Below are 15,330 nucleotides of genomic sequence, written 5' to 3'. Positions count from 1 at the left end.
GACCGCACAATCGGAGATCGAGCTTGCGTGAGGCTGTCGCAAAAAAACGCCGCTTCAAAAAGCGGCGTTTCAGAATTGCTCTCATGAAGGAGACGTCATCCCGCCCTTCAGGGGTTCAGACCACATGAGTGCTGGCTTCCCTGTTGGGTTAGGACCAGGTCTGACTTATTGCACCACGAGTTCCGCCTGCAGCGCGCCGGCTGTCTTGATCGCCTGAAGGATGGCGATGATACCAGTTGGTCGCAGACCGATCCGGTTGAGACCTCGTACCAGCGTGGGCAGGTCCGTTCCACCGACAACAGCCAGTTGACCACCGCTTTCCTGAGCATCGACATATGTTCGTGGCACAACCACTGTCTGGCCATTCAGCGAAAACGGCGACGGCTGCGAAACCTCGGGTGCTTCCGATATACGAACCGTCAGATTGCCATGGGTAATCGCAACGGTCGAAATCTGCACATCCTTGCCTATGACCACAGTCCCTGTTCGCTCATCGATCACGACCTTCGCAATCTGGTCAGGCGTCACCCGAATAGCCTCGATTTCAGCGATGAACCGCGTGACACTGATGTTTTGCGGAGGCGTGAGTACCACGGTGCGATAGTCGCGCTCCTTGGCCACCTTGATGCCGTATCGCTCCCTGGTGAACTGGTTGATCGCATCGGCGATACGCACTGCGGTGCGGAAATCCGGATTGGAAAGTTCGAGAACCAGGTTAGGTATTTGCGAAAATTTAGCCGGCAAATCTCTTTCGATGAGACCACCGTTTGGAACCCGACCGACAGTCGGTATCCCCTGGGTCAGGCTTTCCGCCTGCCCCAGCTCCGAGAAACCTGATACTGCAACGGGGCCCTGCGCAACCGCGTAGATTTGCCCGTCAGCTCCCAGCAAAGGGGTAGCGATGAGAGTACCCCCGGCAAGTGACGTCGCATCGCCAAGCGAGGACACACTTACGTCGATCGTCGATCCCTGACCGATGAAAGACGGCATTTCGGCGGTCACGACAACGGCTGCTACGTTACGCGTCCGCAGCCGCGCATCGCGTACGTTCACCCCCAGACTGTCGAGCATCGATTGCAGCGATTGCTCCGTGAATGGGGAATTGCGCAACGTGTCGCCGGATCCTTTCAGACCGATAACGAGGCCATAGCCGACAAGCTGGTTGTCGCGCACCCCTTGCAGACTGGCGATGTCCTTGATCCGCACCATGGACATTGCCGACACCGGCAAGGCCAACAGTGCAGCCAGAACAAAAACGAGTAACCGGGTCATAAAATCAGTTCTCCACACGTATGGTGCCGTCTTCTTGAACCCGCCCGGAAACAACCAGACCGCTATCGACATTGCGTACGCGTACGAAGTTGCCGGCTCCGCCGTTCTGAAGAGCTTCCACCTGCATGATGATCACCAGCCCCTGCTCACGGAAAACCAGTCGCGCCGGCTCACCACGACGAACAAGGACCGGCTTTTCGACCGAATTGATCGGTACCGGCTGTCCTGGAAGCAACGTACGCCGTGCAACCATGCCAACCAGTTGGCCCCTGTTGGTAGACACCGCGAATTGCTGCGCTGTCCGCGTTGGAAACGACCGTTCGATCAGATCCTGGTGAGTGATTTCGGTTCCAGCCGGTATGGTCTGGCGCGGAACCGGCAGATCTATGCCTCCGGCTGCTTTCGCTGCCCCGGTGCTGAAGATCATGACCAGCACCAGGAAAAGGGATCGGATCGTCATCACCTTCTCCCTGTTAGCGAATGCCGTTGGTGACGGTACCGGCCATCTCGTCGGCGGCTTTCATGACCTTGGAGTTCATTTCATAGCCGCGCTGAGCGCTGATCAAGGCAGTGATTTCCTTTACCGGATCAACGTTGGAGCTTTCCAGATACCCCTGGCGAACCACGCCGAAACCCGGATCACCCGCAACACCGGTAACAGGCGTGCCAGACGCCTCGGTTTCACGGAAAAGGTTGCCACCCACTGGTTCCAGACCGACATCGTTGGCAAAATTGGAAAGCGTCAGCTGTCCAAGTTCACGAGGCGTCATCTCGCCATCGACCTTGGCATAGACCTGACCCGATTCATTGACGACAACTTCAATGGTTTCTTGCGGAATGATGATCGCCGGTTCGACGGCATAGCCGTCAATGGTCACCAGTCTGCCGTCTGCATTCTTGTTGAACGAACCGGCTCGGGTAAACAGTGTTTCGTCATCAGGACCGGTAATTTCGAACCATCCCCGCCCATCGAGCGCAACATCGAACTGGTTGCCGGTGTTGGTCAGCGAGCCTTGGGCATGGAGTTTGCGGATCCCGGCGGTACGAACGCCCAGACCAAGCTGAGCACCTTCCGGTACAGGATCTTCACCACCCCGGTTCGGCACGCCCTGCAGGCGCTCTGCCTGATAGAGCAGGTCTGAGAATTCCGCCTGCGAACGTTTGAAGGACGTGGTGTTCATGTTGGCGATGTTGTTGGCGACCACTTCGACATTCGTCTGCTGGGCGCTCATGCCGGTCGCGGCGATAGCAAGGGCTTTCATGGATTTTCTCCTGGTAATTACAATCGCTTATCGAGGCCAAGCCTTCGATCAGATCGACATGCGGCTGATTTCCTGATAGGCGCTCACGACCTTGTCGCGGATGGCAATTGCGGTCTGGAGGGTCGATTCAGCAGCCATTACGGCCTCGACCACCTGCTGTACCGACGCCTGTCCGTCGACACCTGCAATCGATACCGCTTCGCCTTGCTTGATCTTGTCGATCGCATCGGTCGAAACTTTCGCCATCACATCGGAGAAACTGGATTCGCCCACGGCGCCCGTGCCGCCAAGATCCGGCGTACTCGCCGTGTACCTGGTGGTGGAGGCTGCTTTCAGGACGCCGTCGGTCGACGATGTCAGCGCGGAGATTTCATTGATCATGATCAGTTCCTCAACAGGTCAATGTTGCGCATGACCATCTCGCGGGCCTGCGTCATGACTTTCAGATTGGCTTCGTAAGAGCGGTTGGTTTCACGCATATCGGCCAGTTCAAGCAGCGTGTTGACATTCGGCATCTTGACGTAGCCGTTCTCGTCTGCCGCCGGATGGCCGGGGTCGTATTCCACCGCGAACTCGGCTTTGTCCTTGCCGATGTCCTTCACGGAAACCAGGTTGGCCTGGACGGCGCGGTTGAATTCACTTTCGAACGTGATGGTCTTGCGCCGATAGGGATCATCGCCGGCTGCTTCGCCGGTAGAGCGGGCGTTGGCGAGGTTTTCGGACACAACTCTCAACCGCTCCGACTGCGCTCTGAGACCAGCGCCGGAAATCTGCAAGGTTGCGGAAAGCGGATCAGACATGATTGTTTTCCTTTAGGATTTCACTGTGGAGAGGTACATGCGGTGAAAGGACTTCGCGATACTGGCGTTCAACGAATGATCGCGCGCGACCTCTCCTGCCTTCATGAGTTCCTGTTCCAGGCTGACGGAGTTACCGGAATGCGTGACCGTCCAGCTATCCGCCTTTTCGACATCGGACTTGCGCGCGGCTTCCATGGTCTGACCAAGATGGCCGTCATGAGTTGCGGTCATGGCAAGCTGGGTTTTGCTGATCACGGTTGTGAACGGTTCCAGGTCCTTGGAGCGGAAGCCTGGCGTATTTGCGTTGGCAATGTTTTCGGCAATGGTCGCCTGGCGGACGGACAGCCAGTCATTGCTATTCGAAACGAGTTTGGTCAGGAACACAGGTTCCATAGAAGACCTCCTATCAGCTCAGGTTGCCCCAAGGGATAGTCAGCCAAGCTTGCCCGAAACTGTTCGACCGTGATGATTTGGCAGGGTTCCTTCCCGGACGCCTGCGACGCAAGTTTCACGCAATCTTCGGTGTGCATGCATTACCGGTGCGGGCGCCCCTGCCCTTTCAGTATTCGGTATTAGGGAGAAGCGTATGAAACGTCTGCAGCCGCCGACCTGCGCAAGGAAAGCAGCCAGACCCTCGGTCCAACCATTCATATGTCGCGCCTTCACGATGCACCGTGTCCAGCTTGCGAAGGCCGGGCTCCTGCAGGCTGCAATCGCTGCTTCAGTTGCCTGCCTGGCCCCAGAAGCCTCAGCCCAGACCACGAACTGCGACGCCTACGCAAGAGCCTATGCAGATGCGCATATCAACAAGGATCAATCGGACATGCCGATCGTCGACGGCGCGATGGAAGGCGCCGTTGCAGGCGGCGCCTGGGAAGGCCCAAGTGGAGCACGCAGGGGTGCAATAACGGGCGGTGCACTTGCAGTGCTGGACAACCTTGGCAGCACACCGGCTGGTTGGCGCGGTTTGTACGATCTTGCATATCGCCTTTGCCGGAACGCACAATCACCAGTCACACACCGCCCCTCGACGCTGGGAGATCCCAGCTATCGGCCCGTACTCCCCGGTTCAGGCAGACCAGAGCCCTTAAGGCCAACGGGACCGCTCGCCCCATCAAGACCCAACAACTGAGGTTGTGCCATGTTTTCATTTCTGTCTTCGAAACGGGACTCCATTGCCGCAGCAATTCAGCGTCGCCTGCATCCGCGCCAACGCACAAGATTGCGCCCCGCGAAACTTGCGAGTCTGGACAATGAATTTATTTGCGATTGCACGATCAGGGACATTTCGGATGGAGGTGTCCGTCTCGTACTGAACGAGGTTACCGACCTGCCGGAGGAGTTCTATGTCTTCGATGCCGTCCCCAAAACCGTTGCCGAAGTGCAGCTGCGCTGGCGCGACGGACTGGCCGCCGGAGTTGTCTATTTAGTTCCACCTGCAAGTATCCGGCACTTCAAGAACACCGGCGTCAGAAAACTTGCACAAAGGCTTTATGCTCTGGATGGCTAGGTCCCGAGTAATTGTCCTACAAATTTCAAAGCAGCGAATTCATTTCCTTGCCTGAATGGTCAATAATTCAAACAGCAGCGACATAAAGAGACTCCAGAAGCGACGTATTAGCTTTGCAAAACGTCGTGGCAACTCATTAAATCTAGTATTTTATAAAATTCGCTTGTAAAACATGCGCAGGACACAACGCCGGTCTCGCCGATCAAATACGATTGGAAAGACCCGACTGCCTGAGTCTGTTGAATGGATAATAAAAAGCGTAATTTCTTCGAACTTCCGGACAAGGTCCTTACATCCCTGCCGACGGGGGCAGTCAAAGATACGGTCGAACATCTCGGTAGAAAGATTGCGCGGGGAGAATATCCGACAGGCGCGATCCTTCCGCGTGAGGACGAACTTGTCGACAGCCTCGGTGTTTCGCGAACTGTTGTCCGAGAAGCCATCAAGGTGCTTTGCGGCAAAGGGCTCGTTCGAACGGCACGCAGATATGGGTCTCGGGTCTGCCCCTTTGACGACTGGAACCTTCTCGATCCGGACGTCATTCGCTGGCATGACCCAAGAAGTCCGCAGACTGCGAGAATTTATGCGGAAGCAACCGACCTCAGACTGATTTTCGAGCCGGAGGCCGCCGCCCTGGCAGCCGTCAACGCAAGCCGGGAGCAACGCGACACCATTCTTGCGGCCGCGCGTGCCATCCATCCTCTGGATGGTCAGGAAAGCATGATCGGCGCCGACTACATGTTCCATGCCACGATCCTACAGGCCAGTGGCAATCAGATGCTTTCCCAGCTCCAGAATCTGATCTACGCGGTTATGCTCTTTTCCTATGCCGCTTCACAACGAACCCCTCCGGAAGAAAAGATTGCACGTCGCAATCACGTCGGCGTTGCTGAAGCGATCGATTCCGGAGACGCAGAACTGGCGCGTGGACGCATGAAAGACATGCTGGTGCAAAACAAGGCCATGGCGGACAAGCTGGTCGCTTCGACCCTCCAGGAGTGACGTGGTTCACAGGACACCTGTAGGTCTGTCCGGCAAACAAAGACAGGCATCCGATAATTTCTCAACCGGATACCCGCTCTCTCAAGAGAACTCGTGGAGTGACGCCTGCGTTTTCACATTTGTTGGACAACTGAGAATTTTCCCAGCAGACTAGGGAAAACCAACAATGATGGCCTAACGGCCAACCTGGGAACGCCATGAAATTCTATTCAGAAACCGAATTGTCCTCCGGCACATTTTTGGGCCGTGTCTGGCGACCCGATGTCAGGGGGCCCGCCGTCGTCACGCTGCGCGAAAACCACGTTTTCGACATCACGTCCGCAGCCGCCCCCACCGTTCGGGATATTTGCGAACTAAGGGAACCGGCTGCCTATGTTGCCGCAGCTAAAGGAGAAGATCTTGGTACTCTGGATGAAATCGCGGCTGGTACCTGCAGCGATCTCGCCAACCTGCATTTTCTGGCTCCCTGCGATTTACAGGCAGTGAAGGCATGTGGCGTGACCTTCGCAAACTCCATGGTCGAACGCGTGATCGAGGAGAAAGCGGCAGGAGATCCTCAAAAGGCCGAAGCGATCCGGGCACGGGTAGGTGCAACCATCGGCGACAGCCTGCGTAACCTGCGAGCCGGATCCGAAGAAGCTGCCAAGGTCAAACAAGCGCTTATCTCCGAGGGGCTCTGGAGCCAATACCTGGAAGTCGGCATCGGCCCGGATGCCGAGGTCTTTTCCAAGGCGCAGGTTCTTTCCTCTGTCGGCACCGGAGCCCACGTCGGACTTCACCCGGTGTCCAGCTGGAACAACCCAGAGCCGGAAGTGGTTCTGACAGTCTCTTCAAAGGGTGTGATTGTTGGCGCAACGCTTGGAAACGACGTCAATCTGCGTGATGTCGAGGGCCGTTCGGCTCTGCTCTTGTCCAAGGCAAAGGACAACAATGCATCCTGTGCCATCGGACCGATGATCCGACTATTCGACCAGGGATATTCTCTGGATGACGTTCGACTGGCAGAGCTGGACCTGACGGTGGAGGGAACGGACGGCTTCATCCTGAAGGGGAGATCTTCGATGAAGGAAATCAGTCGGGACCCTGTGGATCTGGTCCGGCAAACCCTGGGCCGCCACCATCAGTATCCCGACGGGATCATGCTGTTTCTCGGTACCCTCTTCGCACCGACGCAGGACCGGGACGTTGCCGGAGAAGGTTTCACTCACAAACTGGGCGACGTCGTCACAATCGAAAGTCTGGGCCTAGGTCGATTGAGCAACACGGTCCGGCTTTCGACCGAATGTCCGGAATGGACATTCGGCATAAGCTCCCTCATGCGCAATCTCGCACAAAGGGGTCTCTTGTAGTCGTACGCCGAATTGCCCAGCGCATCACGAAAGCGCTAATCAGGAACCTTTCGGCCGACCTTAAAGCGACGGCTGGACCATCTTCGCCGGATCAACAACCCGGTCGAATTCCTCCGCACTGACGAATTCAAGGTCAAGGCATGCCTGCTTCAAGGTCAGATCATGCTCAAACGCATGGTGTGCGGCATGACTGGCCTTGTCATATCCGATCACCGGACTTAGCGCAGTCACCAGCATCAGGGATTGATCCAGAAACTCCCTGATGCGCTTCTCGTTCGGCTCCATACCTTCCACCAGGAAAAGGGAGAAGTTGGTGCAACCGTCGCCCATGATCTTTACCGACTGCAGGATCGCATTGATCATCAGCGGCTTGTAGACATTCATCTCCAGGTAGCCACTGGCGCCACCTATCCCGACGACGACGTCATTGCCCATCACCTGTGCCGCAACCATCGCCAGTGCCTCGCACTGCGTCGGGTTGACCTTGCCTGGCATTATCGAAGAGCCCGGCTCGTTTGCCGGAATTTTCAACTCAAAGAAACCGCAGCGGGGCCCGCAGGACAAGAGGCGGATATCGTTTGCGATCTTGAACAAGGACACTGAAAGCGTCTTCAAGGCTCCGCTCAACATGACAAGAGCATCATGCGCCCCCTGAACCGCAAACTTGTTCGAAGCCGTATAAAACGGCAAGTCCGTCAGTTCAGCGATCCGGGTGGCAGACAACTCCGCAAAAAGGGGATGAGCGTTGATGCCCGTCCCGACTGCGGTTCCGCCCAGCGCCAGTCCATAGACATCCTTTAGGGCAAAACTGATGCGCTCAATGTCCTGACGCAGCATTTCCGCATAACCGGAAAACTCCTGACCAAGCGTCAAAGGCGTGGCGTCCTGCATATGCGTTCTGCCGATCTTTATGATGTCGTCCCAGGCGTCGGCTTTGTCTTGCAGGCTCTTGTGGAGCAGCTGGACGCCGGGCAAAAGGCGATGTGTCACCTGGAGTGCAGCGGCCATGTGCATCGCTGCGGGAAAGCTGTCATTGGACGATTGAGACAGGTTCACGTGATCGTTTGGATGAACCGGATCCTTTGACCCCAGCACACCACCGGCAAGGGCAATGGCGCGATTGGAGATCACTTCATTCACGTTCATGTTGGTTTGTGTTCCGCTGCCGGTCATCCAGACGTGCAACGGAAAATGGTCGTCAAGTTTTCCATCAATTACTTCGTCGGCTGCCTGGACAATCAACCGAGCAAGATCTGCATCCAGCAACCCCAGCTCTTCGTTTGCTAGGGCCGCTGCCTTCTTCAAAACGCCATAAGCGTGGACAAGCTCTATCGGCATCAGGTCGCTACCGATGGAAAAATACTTCAAGGAGCGCTGTGTCTGTGCCCCCCAGTATTTGTCCTCCGGCACGTCTATTTCGCCGATGCTGTCGCTTTCAGTACGCATATGCGCCTCCTCGTGAGTGGCTCAAGGGGCCAGCAAGGTTTCCGTCAGTTCACTATCGGGATCCTTCAAACCGTCTATGACATCGAAATGATGGCGGCCGGGATCCTCCTTGTAGGTGGCCATTGGCCAGGCATCCGCAAGGAGTTTCGATTGCCTTAGAAACTCCGGACGCTCCGCTCCGCCAACCCAGGCGACAACCGGACAGTCAACGGCGGGCACCATCAATGCCGCACTTTCGGCCATGGCATCGTCTTCGTTCATCTGGAAGGACTTGTTCATCACCGTGTTTCTGAGCGGGCGAAGGTCGTGCAAACCGCTGATGGAAACAACACGCTCGATTCGATCCAGAACGTCTTTCGGCAACCGGCTGTTTTCGCAAATCATGCGTGTGACCAGATGCCCACCAGCGGAATGCCCGGCAAGACGGATCGGGCCACCGACGCGAGCAGCCGCCTTCGTAATCGCGACAGAGATTTGCCGCGTGATATCTGCGATCCGCGCATCAGGAGCCAGATCATACGACGGCATGCATACCGTCCAGCCTCTTGCCAGGCAGCCGCTAGAAAAATGCGACCAGGAACTTTTATCGAATCTCAGCCAGTAGCCACCGTGCACGAACACGACGAGCCCCTTGGACTTCCTCTGCGGCCGAAACACATCGAACCGCTGACGATCCCCTTCCCCGTAAACGACATCCAGATCCTTTTCGACCCAGCTTTTCCGGAAGGTTTTCGCTTCCTGTGCCCAGCGCACGATGAAATCGTCAGCGCCTGGAATATAGGCAGCATTTGAATAGGCATCGTCCCAATCAATAATCGTCATCTCACTCATTCGAAATCCTCAGGCAAACGTCGAAACCGATCGGCGGCATACTTGCACGATTTACCTAGAAAGCGGAACGGTCTGAATGCCAATCTCAACTTGTCAAACGGACTGCCATCAACCTAACGTCTGAAAAAACCAGTAGTCGGGAGGCAAACTTAGATGGTGGAGCGCTGTTCCAATCGCGTGGCCAATCTTGCGCATTTTCTGTCCAGGAACGCTGCCCGGTGGCCCTCAGGGCCTGCGGTTGTCGAGGATGGGGTCACCTTGAGCTGGTCAGAAATCGATTCGCGCGTCTCCGCACTTGCCAAGGGTCTCCAATCGGAATTCGGCGTTTCCAAGGGCGACGGCTTGCTGGTCCAGGCCCAGAACTCGCATCAGATGATCGAGATCATGTTGGCCGCATTTCGTCTGGGAGCCATCTGGGTTCCCTGCAATTTCAGACAGGCTCCGGGCGAAACGGCCTATGCTGCGGTAAAAGCGAAGGCGAAGGTTTTCCTGTGTGACGCTGATTTTGGTGCTCAGGCCGATGCAGTGCGAAACGCCAGAGATCAGCTGACAGGATGCATTACAATTGGATCCAGCGACTTTGGCACAAGCTATGAGGATCTCCTCTCCCGTTACCGGGGACAGGTCCTGCAGAACGAGGCAGTGGACTATAACGATCCCTGTTGGCTGTTCTTCACCTCAGGCTCAACCGGCCGCCCGAAGGCGGTTGTCCTCAGTCACGGGCAGATCGGATTCGTTTGCGTCAACTACATGGCAGACCTGTTGCCCGGGACGACGGAGCGCGATGCGTCGCTGGTCATAGCTCCATTGTCACACGGTGCAGGGTTGCAACTGATTGCCCAGCTATCAGTTGGTTCCACACATGTTCTTCTGCCCGGAGGTGGCTTCAATCCGTCGACTGCATTCGAGTTGATCGAAAAACACAAGGTCAGCAATCTCTTCACCGTTCCCACAATCGTCAAACGCCTGGTGGAGGACCCTTCTGTCGATCAGTACGATCACTCGAGCCTTCGTCACGTCATTTATGCGGGGGCTCCCATGTATAGGGAGGACCAGAAGCTGGCACTCCAGAAATTGGGGCACGTTCTGGTTCAATACTACGGACTTGGCGAGGTCACCGGAAACATCACCGTGCTACGGCCACAGGATCATTTTCTGGAGGATGGACCTGAGACACGCAGCGGCACCTGCGGTACCGAGCGCACAGGTATAGAGGTTTCGATTCAGGACGAGGAAGGCAATCATTTGCCCCCCAATGAAACGGGTGAAGTCTGCGTCATCGGTTCGGCAGTCTGTGCTGGCTATCTGGAAGACGAAGACGCCAACCAGAAGTCTTTCCGGAACGGCTGGTTCCGCACCGGAGACATCGGTCACATGGATGAACAGCGCTACCTCTTCCTGACAGGCCGAGCGTCGGACATGTACATTTCTGGTGGCTCCAACGTCTACCCGAAGGAAGTCGAGGAAGTGCTGCTTACACATCCGGATATTTCCGAGGTCGCAATTCTCGGCATTCCGGACAGGCAATGGGGCGAAGTCGGCCTAGCCGTTTGCGTGGCTGCCCCAGACAAGTCACCCGACCATCAGGAACTCAGCGACTATCTGAACGGCAAGATCGCCCGCTACAAGATGCCTGCACGTTATCTCTTCATTCCCGCAATGCCGACAAGCGCCTATGGCAAGATCACCAAGAAACTGGTGCGGGAGCATTTGACCGAGAAAGGCCTGTTATGAGACGGCCCGCCCCCAGGTCTCTGTCCGACATTCGTCATCCCGGCCCAGCAGCCATCAATCGGCTCCCCCATGCCAGATGTCTGGCGAAACCATTGGAAATCTCCCTGGCAGAGCAAACTCCCTTGCTGGAGGCGCTGGGCCGCTTCGCCACGCACCAAGGACTGAGCTCCGCCGTTCTCGATCTTTCCGGGCTCACGCTCGAAGCGTTCGACTTCGTAATGCCTGCCTGTGCAATTGATGACAGACATGCAGCCTGGTACAGCGACACGCACTCCTCGAAAGGCGCAACGCTGGAGTCCGCAGTTGCCATTCTCGGGATACGAGATGGTGAATGGTTCGCTCATGTACACGCCTATTGGCGTGAGGAAGAAGTCGAGCACCTTGGCCACTTACTGCCGCATACGCTGAAGGTTGCGCATCAGGGGGCCATCAAAGGGTACGGCCTGCAAGGCGCAGCCTTCGTGGCATCGCTGGATCCGGAAACCGAATTCACGCTGTTTCGTGTGCAGCAGGATGACAAACAGTCACGGACAACCGATTACAATGCGCTTATCACCACACTCGCTCCGTTTGCCGATCTGACGGACAGCATCCAAGAACTCGCAAAAGAGCTGAAAGCCCCCTCCTACGAGGTCTATGGACTGGGCAGTCTGGCCGGAGCAGCGTTTCGCGATGCCCAGCCGATGACAGGTCTGATCTCCGAGATACTCCTGACTGAAAACGCTGGCGCGAAACCGGATCAAGAGCTTTGCGTCCCAATCCGCGCCGTTGATCTCGAAGGTGCACTGCATCGGGGCATTCTCACCACTGGTGACGCGCCGACTTTGATCACCTGTGAACTGCTGATCATGACCGGATCGAAGGACGACCTAAATCCGATATCGGAGACGGATTGAATACGGCAACTTGTTCGAAGCCAAGAACAGTAAGAGAACATTTACCCTTGCAGAACACAATGAGAACAGGTACCATGTTCTTGATTTGTACCAGATGTTTTCTCGGTCAGGGGACGCCTACATGCTGACGCGCAAGCAGTACGAACTGCTCATGTTCATTCACGAAAGACTGAAAGAAACCGGTGTGCCGCCGTCTTTCGACGAAATGAAGGATGCGCTCGACCTGCGCTCCAAGTCCGGCATTCACCGCCTGATCACCGCGCTTGAAGAACGTGGCTTCATCCGGCGCCTGCCGAACCGGGCCAGAGCCATGGAGGTTGTTCGTCTTCCGGACTCCATCGCACCCGGCCTGGGCGCTCCACGGCCAAGAGGCAGCTTCTCACCTGAAGTCATTGAAGGCTCACTCGGCAAACCGGAGCCTGAAAAAGCTGCACCGGTGCCGGTGTCCAGTGTTACGGAAATCCCCGTCATGGGCCGCATTGCAGCCGGCGTGCCCATCGAGGCCATTCAAACACACAGCCATTCCATCACAGTGCCGCAGGACCTGCTTGGTCGCGGGGAACACTACGCGCTGGAGGTTCGTGGTGATTCCATGATTGAGGCCGGCATTCTGGACGGTGATACCGTTCTTATCCGCCGGACCGACAGCGCCGACAGTGGCGACATCGTGGTTGCACTTGTGGACGATGAAGAAGCCACCTTGAAGAGGCTGCGCAAGAAAGGCGCTTCCATCGCTCTTGAAGCAGCCAACCCGGCTTATGAAACCAGGATCTTCGGTCCCGGCCGCGTTCGTGTTCAGGGCCGCCTCGTTGCCCTGTTTCGTCAGTATTGACCAGTCACTCCTCTGCGCGCGCTTCGGTCACCGAGGCGCGCTCGGCTAGACGCAGGCTGTCTCTCGTTACCGTACCCTGGTGATGCCAGGGGCGCGGTGGGTCCGGGATGGCAAACTTCAGTTTCTCGATTTTCAGATTTTCGTTTGGCGGATGGCCCGGTGCACCGGCTCCGCTCGTAGCATTTGCGGCCTCGCTGAAATCACCGGGCGATAGCCAGATGGAGACGGCACCACGTTCGGTGCGCGTACCGTGATCCAGAACGAGGGTTGCGCCGCAGCTCTCCGGAGCGACAAGATCGGTCACGACCAAATCGGCATATCGGCAATCCAGCTGAAACGATTCAAATGTCTTTGGCTGCGCGATTGCAAAAAAGGATCGCTTGCCATCCAGCCGTTCTGCGTCCTCTGAATTGACGTAGGCCCTGATGACACAACCGTCGTCATCGCAATTTCTTTGAGGCGATTTCATCTTGCGCGACAAGATCGCATCATTCCTCACTCCTTCCGACTGCAGCCATAGATCACTTGCAAACGATCTCCCCCTTGCTGCGTAACGCAAAGTTCCCGTTTCATCGCGGGCAGCTATTCGAGAGCCGCTTGCAGCAATCTGGATATCGGGAGGCCGGCTGGTAAGAACAATCAATATTCCTGCGACGAGAGGCACTCCGGCGAGCACACGCTTTCTGCCAGGCACCAACAATCCGGCAAATAATGCTGATAGCAACAGCAATGCAGCAGCCCCGTCGAGCCTTCCGGAAGTTCCGCTGCCGGCATCAAGGACTGCGGTAAAGGAAGCAACCCTCAACAGAAGTGAAACTCCGAAAGACATGACAGCCAGAGGGAGAGCTGCAAGGCCGAAGGGCATCAGAACGAATGCAAGTACTCCCATCGGCATCACAACAAGTGAAAACACCGGCATTCCCAGCAAGTTGCCGACAAGGCCATAGGGCGCGATGCGGCTGAAGTGATGAGCTCCTATTATGCCGGTCGCCAGCCCTGCGACCAATGCGGTGACGAACAGCCCTGCAACCCACTTGCCGAGGTAAAGACAAGTCGCCATGCCCCATCCGGACAGTCTTTCACCAGATGACAGAGAACGATCTCGCTGCCGCCACAGGTCATATACGGCGACCAGGCAGATCACGGCAGCGAAGGACATCTGGAAGCCGGGAAAAAACAACCGCTCAGGAGCAATCAGCAAGAGTACGAGGCCAGCCAACGCTACGCTTCGCAGGGTCAGGCCGCGTCGCCCCACCAGAATTCCGACAAAGACAATCGCGATCATCAGGAACGATCGTTGCGTCGCAACCGCACTACCGGACAGAAGCAGATAGACAACTGCAGCACCAAGGGCTGAAAGCGCGGCCCATTTGTGCACCGGCCACCTGAGCGTCAGGACCGGCACCAAGGAAAAGAGCAGCAAGACCGCGCCATAGGCGCCGCCTGCAAAGAGCGCCATATGCAGTCCGGAAATTGCAAGAATGTGAGCCAGTCCGGCGGCCCGTAAAATCTCTTCCTGCTCTTCGGTTATACCGCTGCGGTCTCCAACCAGAAGAGCAATGATCAGTGCGGTTTCCGGCCCTTCCGAAAGATTGCCCCTGATACGCTCCGCGAGGTCTATTCGAAGCTTGGCAACGGCAACGGCTGGGCGAAATTCATTTCCAGCCTCCTCAGTCTCGATGACCTCGGGAGACCCGAAACTGAAACCCGTCGCACCTATCTGCTGAAAGAAGGCCCGGAAGGAATAATCGTATCCTCCTGGAAAGACGGGACCTGCAGGGGGAAACAGCCGCGCACTGACGCTCACGGTGCGCCCCACTTCAATGTCGCTTCCCGCCGGAACCCGCAAGCGCACCTTGGCGGGGAACTCGCCCTCCTCGACAGGACGCCCATTGACCGAGGATACGGCCAGCACGATCCGGTGACCGGCTGCCCCGCTGTCAATCTCTTCTATGTAGCCAGCAAGATCTGCGTTCATCTGTTCGGCAAGGCGCGGCGCCGAAACATATGCCGTGCGAAGACTGGAAGCTGCCAGTCCGGCAAAGAATGCCAGGAAGAGAACGACGGAAACCGCCACCGTGCCGCGCTGCTTCACACGCCAGAGAACCGCGCTTACCAGCACGACCAGAACTCCCAACAGAACCCAGGAAGGTTCTTCGGGCAACGAAACGTAGACACCAATTCCCCCGGCAAATGCGAAGGCACACCACAACAGCCCTTGCGAATCCCAAAGACGATCTGCTGACGCATTGTGAGCAGAATAAGTGTGACCAGCGCCCGCTGGCCTTGAACGCCGCTTCTTACGTACTTCAGGCGTGAGCACGGCAGGTGATAAAACCTCGCGCTCAACATCAAGGGTTGCCGTTTGCGACCGGCCGGCAGAAATATCGAGCGGA

16 protein-coding genes are annotated in these 15,330 nt (G+C 56.7%); 7 read left to right on the top strand and 9 right to left on the bottom strand.

Annotation, left to right across the window (positions count from 1 at the left end):
* Positions 1-165: 165 nt before the first annotated feature.
* The 6 genes from flgI to flgB are packed head-to-tail and all read right to left on the bottom strand — an operon-like array spanning position 166 to position 3,727.
* The gene (gene flgI, locus HEP89_RS21195; RefSeq protein WP_055654466.1) at positions 166-1,272 is read right to left on the bottom strand and encodes a flagellar basal body P-ring protein FlgI; all 1,107 of its coding nucleotides are present in this window, start codon (positions 1,270-1,272) and stop codon (positions 166-168) included.
* 4 nt (positions 1,273-1,276) lie between these two features.
* Positions 1,277-1,732, bottom strand: a complete 456-nt coding sequence (gene flgA / locus HEP89_RS21190) for a flagellar basal body P-ring formation chaperone FlgA (RefSeq protein WP_055654468.1) — start codon at positions 1,730-1,732, stop codon at positions 1,277-1,279.
* A 13-nt stretch (positions 1,733-1,745) separates the two neighbouring features.
* The gene (gene flgG, locus HEP89_RS21185; protein WP_022998496.1) at positions 1,746-2,534 is read right to left on the bottom strand and encodes a flagellar basal-body rod protein FlgG; all 789 of its coding nucleotides are present in this window, start codon (positions 2,532-2,534) and stop codon (positions 1,746-1,748) included.
* A 48-nt stretch (positions 2,535-2,582) separates the two neighbouring features.
* Positions 2,583-2,915, bottom strand: a complete 333-nt coding sequence (locus HEP89_RS21180; protein ID WP_077292789.1) for a flagellar hook-basal body complex protein FliE — start codon at positions 2,913-2,915, stop codon at positions 2,583-2,585.
* Between the two features lie 2 nt (positions 2,916-2,917).
* The gene (gene flgC, locus HEP89_RS21175; protein WP_022998494.1) at positions 2,918-3,334 is read right to left on the bottom strand and encodes a flagellar basal body rod protein FlgC; all 417 of its coding nucleotides are present in this window, start codon (positions 3,332-3,334) and stop codon (positions 2,918-2,920) included.
* 12 nt (positions 3,335-3,346) lie between these two features.
* Positions 3,347-3,727, bottom strand: a complete 381-nt coding sequence (gene flgB, locus HEP89_RS21170; protein WP_022998493.1) for a flagellar basal body rod protein FlgB — start codon at positions 3,725-3,727, stop codon at positions 3,347-3,349.
* Positions 3,728-3,920: 193 nt separating this feature from the next.
* On the opposite strand from flgB, the gene HEP89_RS21165 reads away from it, so the two are divergent.
* From HEP89_RS21165 to HEP89_RS21150, 4 genes are all read left to right on the top strand, one after another.
* Entirely contained in the window at positions 3,921-4,466 is a 546-nt protein-coding gene (locus HEP89_RS21165; protein ID WP_077292787.1) for a hypothetical protein, read from the top strand.
* Positions 4,467-4,475: 9 nt separating this feature from the next.
* Positions 4,476-4,844, top strand: a complete 369-nt coding sequence (locus HEP89_RS21160) for a PilZ domain-containing protein (RefSeq protein ID WP_022998492.1) — start codon at positions 4,476-4,478, stop codon at positions 4,842-4,844.
* A gap of 243 nt (positions 4,845-5,087) precedes the next feature.
* Positions 5,088-5,846, top strand: a complete 759-nt coding sequence (locus tag HEP89_RS21155; RefSeq protein ID WP_022998491.1) for an FCD domain-containing protein — start codon at positions 5,088-5,090, stop codon at positions 5,844-5,846.
* Positions 5,847-6,043: 197 nt separating this feature from the next.
* The gene (locus HEP89_RS21150) at positions 6,044-7,195 is read left to right on the top strand and encodes a fumarylacetoacetate hydrolase family protein (protein WP_077292786.1); all 1,152 of its coding nucleotides are present in this window, start codon (positions 6,044-6,046) and stop codon (positions 7,193-7,195) included.
* Positions 7,196-7,255: 60 nt separating this feature from the next.
* Here HEP89_RS21150 and fumC read toward each other — a convergent pair whose 3' ends face one another.
* Positions 7,256-8,641 carry a class II fumarate hydratase gene (gene fumC, locus HEP89_RS21145; RefSeq protein ID WP_077292785.1) on the bottom strand — a complete coding sequence of 462 codons (1,386 nt, stop codon included), beginning with the start codon at positions 8,639-8,641 and terminating at the stop codon, positions 7,256-7,258.
* 21 nt (positions 8,642-8,662) lie between these two features.
* Complete coding sequence (locus HEP89_RS21140) at positions 8,663-9,472, bottom strand: alpha/beta hydrolase (protein WP_197923266.1); 810 nt, start codon at positions 9,470-9,472, stop codon at positions 8,663-8,665.
* Positions 9,473-9,625: 153 nt separating this feature from the next.
* Here HEP89_RS21140 and HEP89_RS21135 point away from each other — a divergent pair, with 153 nt between their 5' ends.
* From HEP89_RS21135 to lexA, 3 genes are all read left to right on the top strand, one after another.
* On the top strand, positions 9,626-11,206 hold the full coding sequence (locus HEP89_RS21135; RefSeq protein ID WP_168692988.1) for an acyl-CoA synthetase: 1,581 nt from the start codon (positions 9,626-9,628) through the stop codon (positions 11,204-11,206).
* 92 nt (positions 11,207-11,298) lie between these two features.
* Entirely contained in the window at positions 11,299-12,102 is an 804-nt protein-coding gene (locus HEP89_RS21130; RefSeq protein ID WP_209014789.1) for a hypothetical protein, read from the top strand.
* Positions 12,103-12,223: 121 nt separating this feature from the next.
* A complete protein-coding gene (lexA, locus tag HEP89_RS21125) occupies positions 12,224-12,934 on the top strand; it encodes a transcriptional repressor LexA (protein WP_022998485.1) in 711 nt (236 codons plus the stop codon).
* 4 nt (positions 12,935-12,938) lie between these two features.
* Here lexA and HEP89_RS21120 read toward each other — a convergent pair whose 3' ends face one another.
* Positions 12,939-15,257 (bottom strand): ComEC/Rec2 family competence protein, encoded by a 2,319-nt coding sequence (locus HEP89_RS21120; protein WP_286201075.1) that lies wholly within the window; start codon positions 15,255-15,257, stop codon positions 12,939-12,941.
* Positions 15,258-15,330: the final 73 nt, after the last annotated feature.

This window comes from Labrenzia sp. 5N, assembly GCF_012395805.1.
In the GTDB taxonomy this organism is placed as follows: domain Bacteria; phylum Pseudomonadota; class Alphaproteobacteria; order Rhizobiales; family Stappiaceae; genus Roseibium; species Roseibium algicola.
The sequence above is the reverse complement of the archived record's forward strand: the minus strand, read 5'-3'. Positions and strand labels throughout refer to the sequence as shown.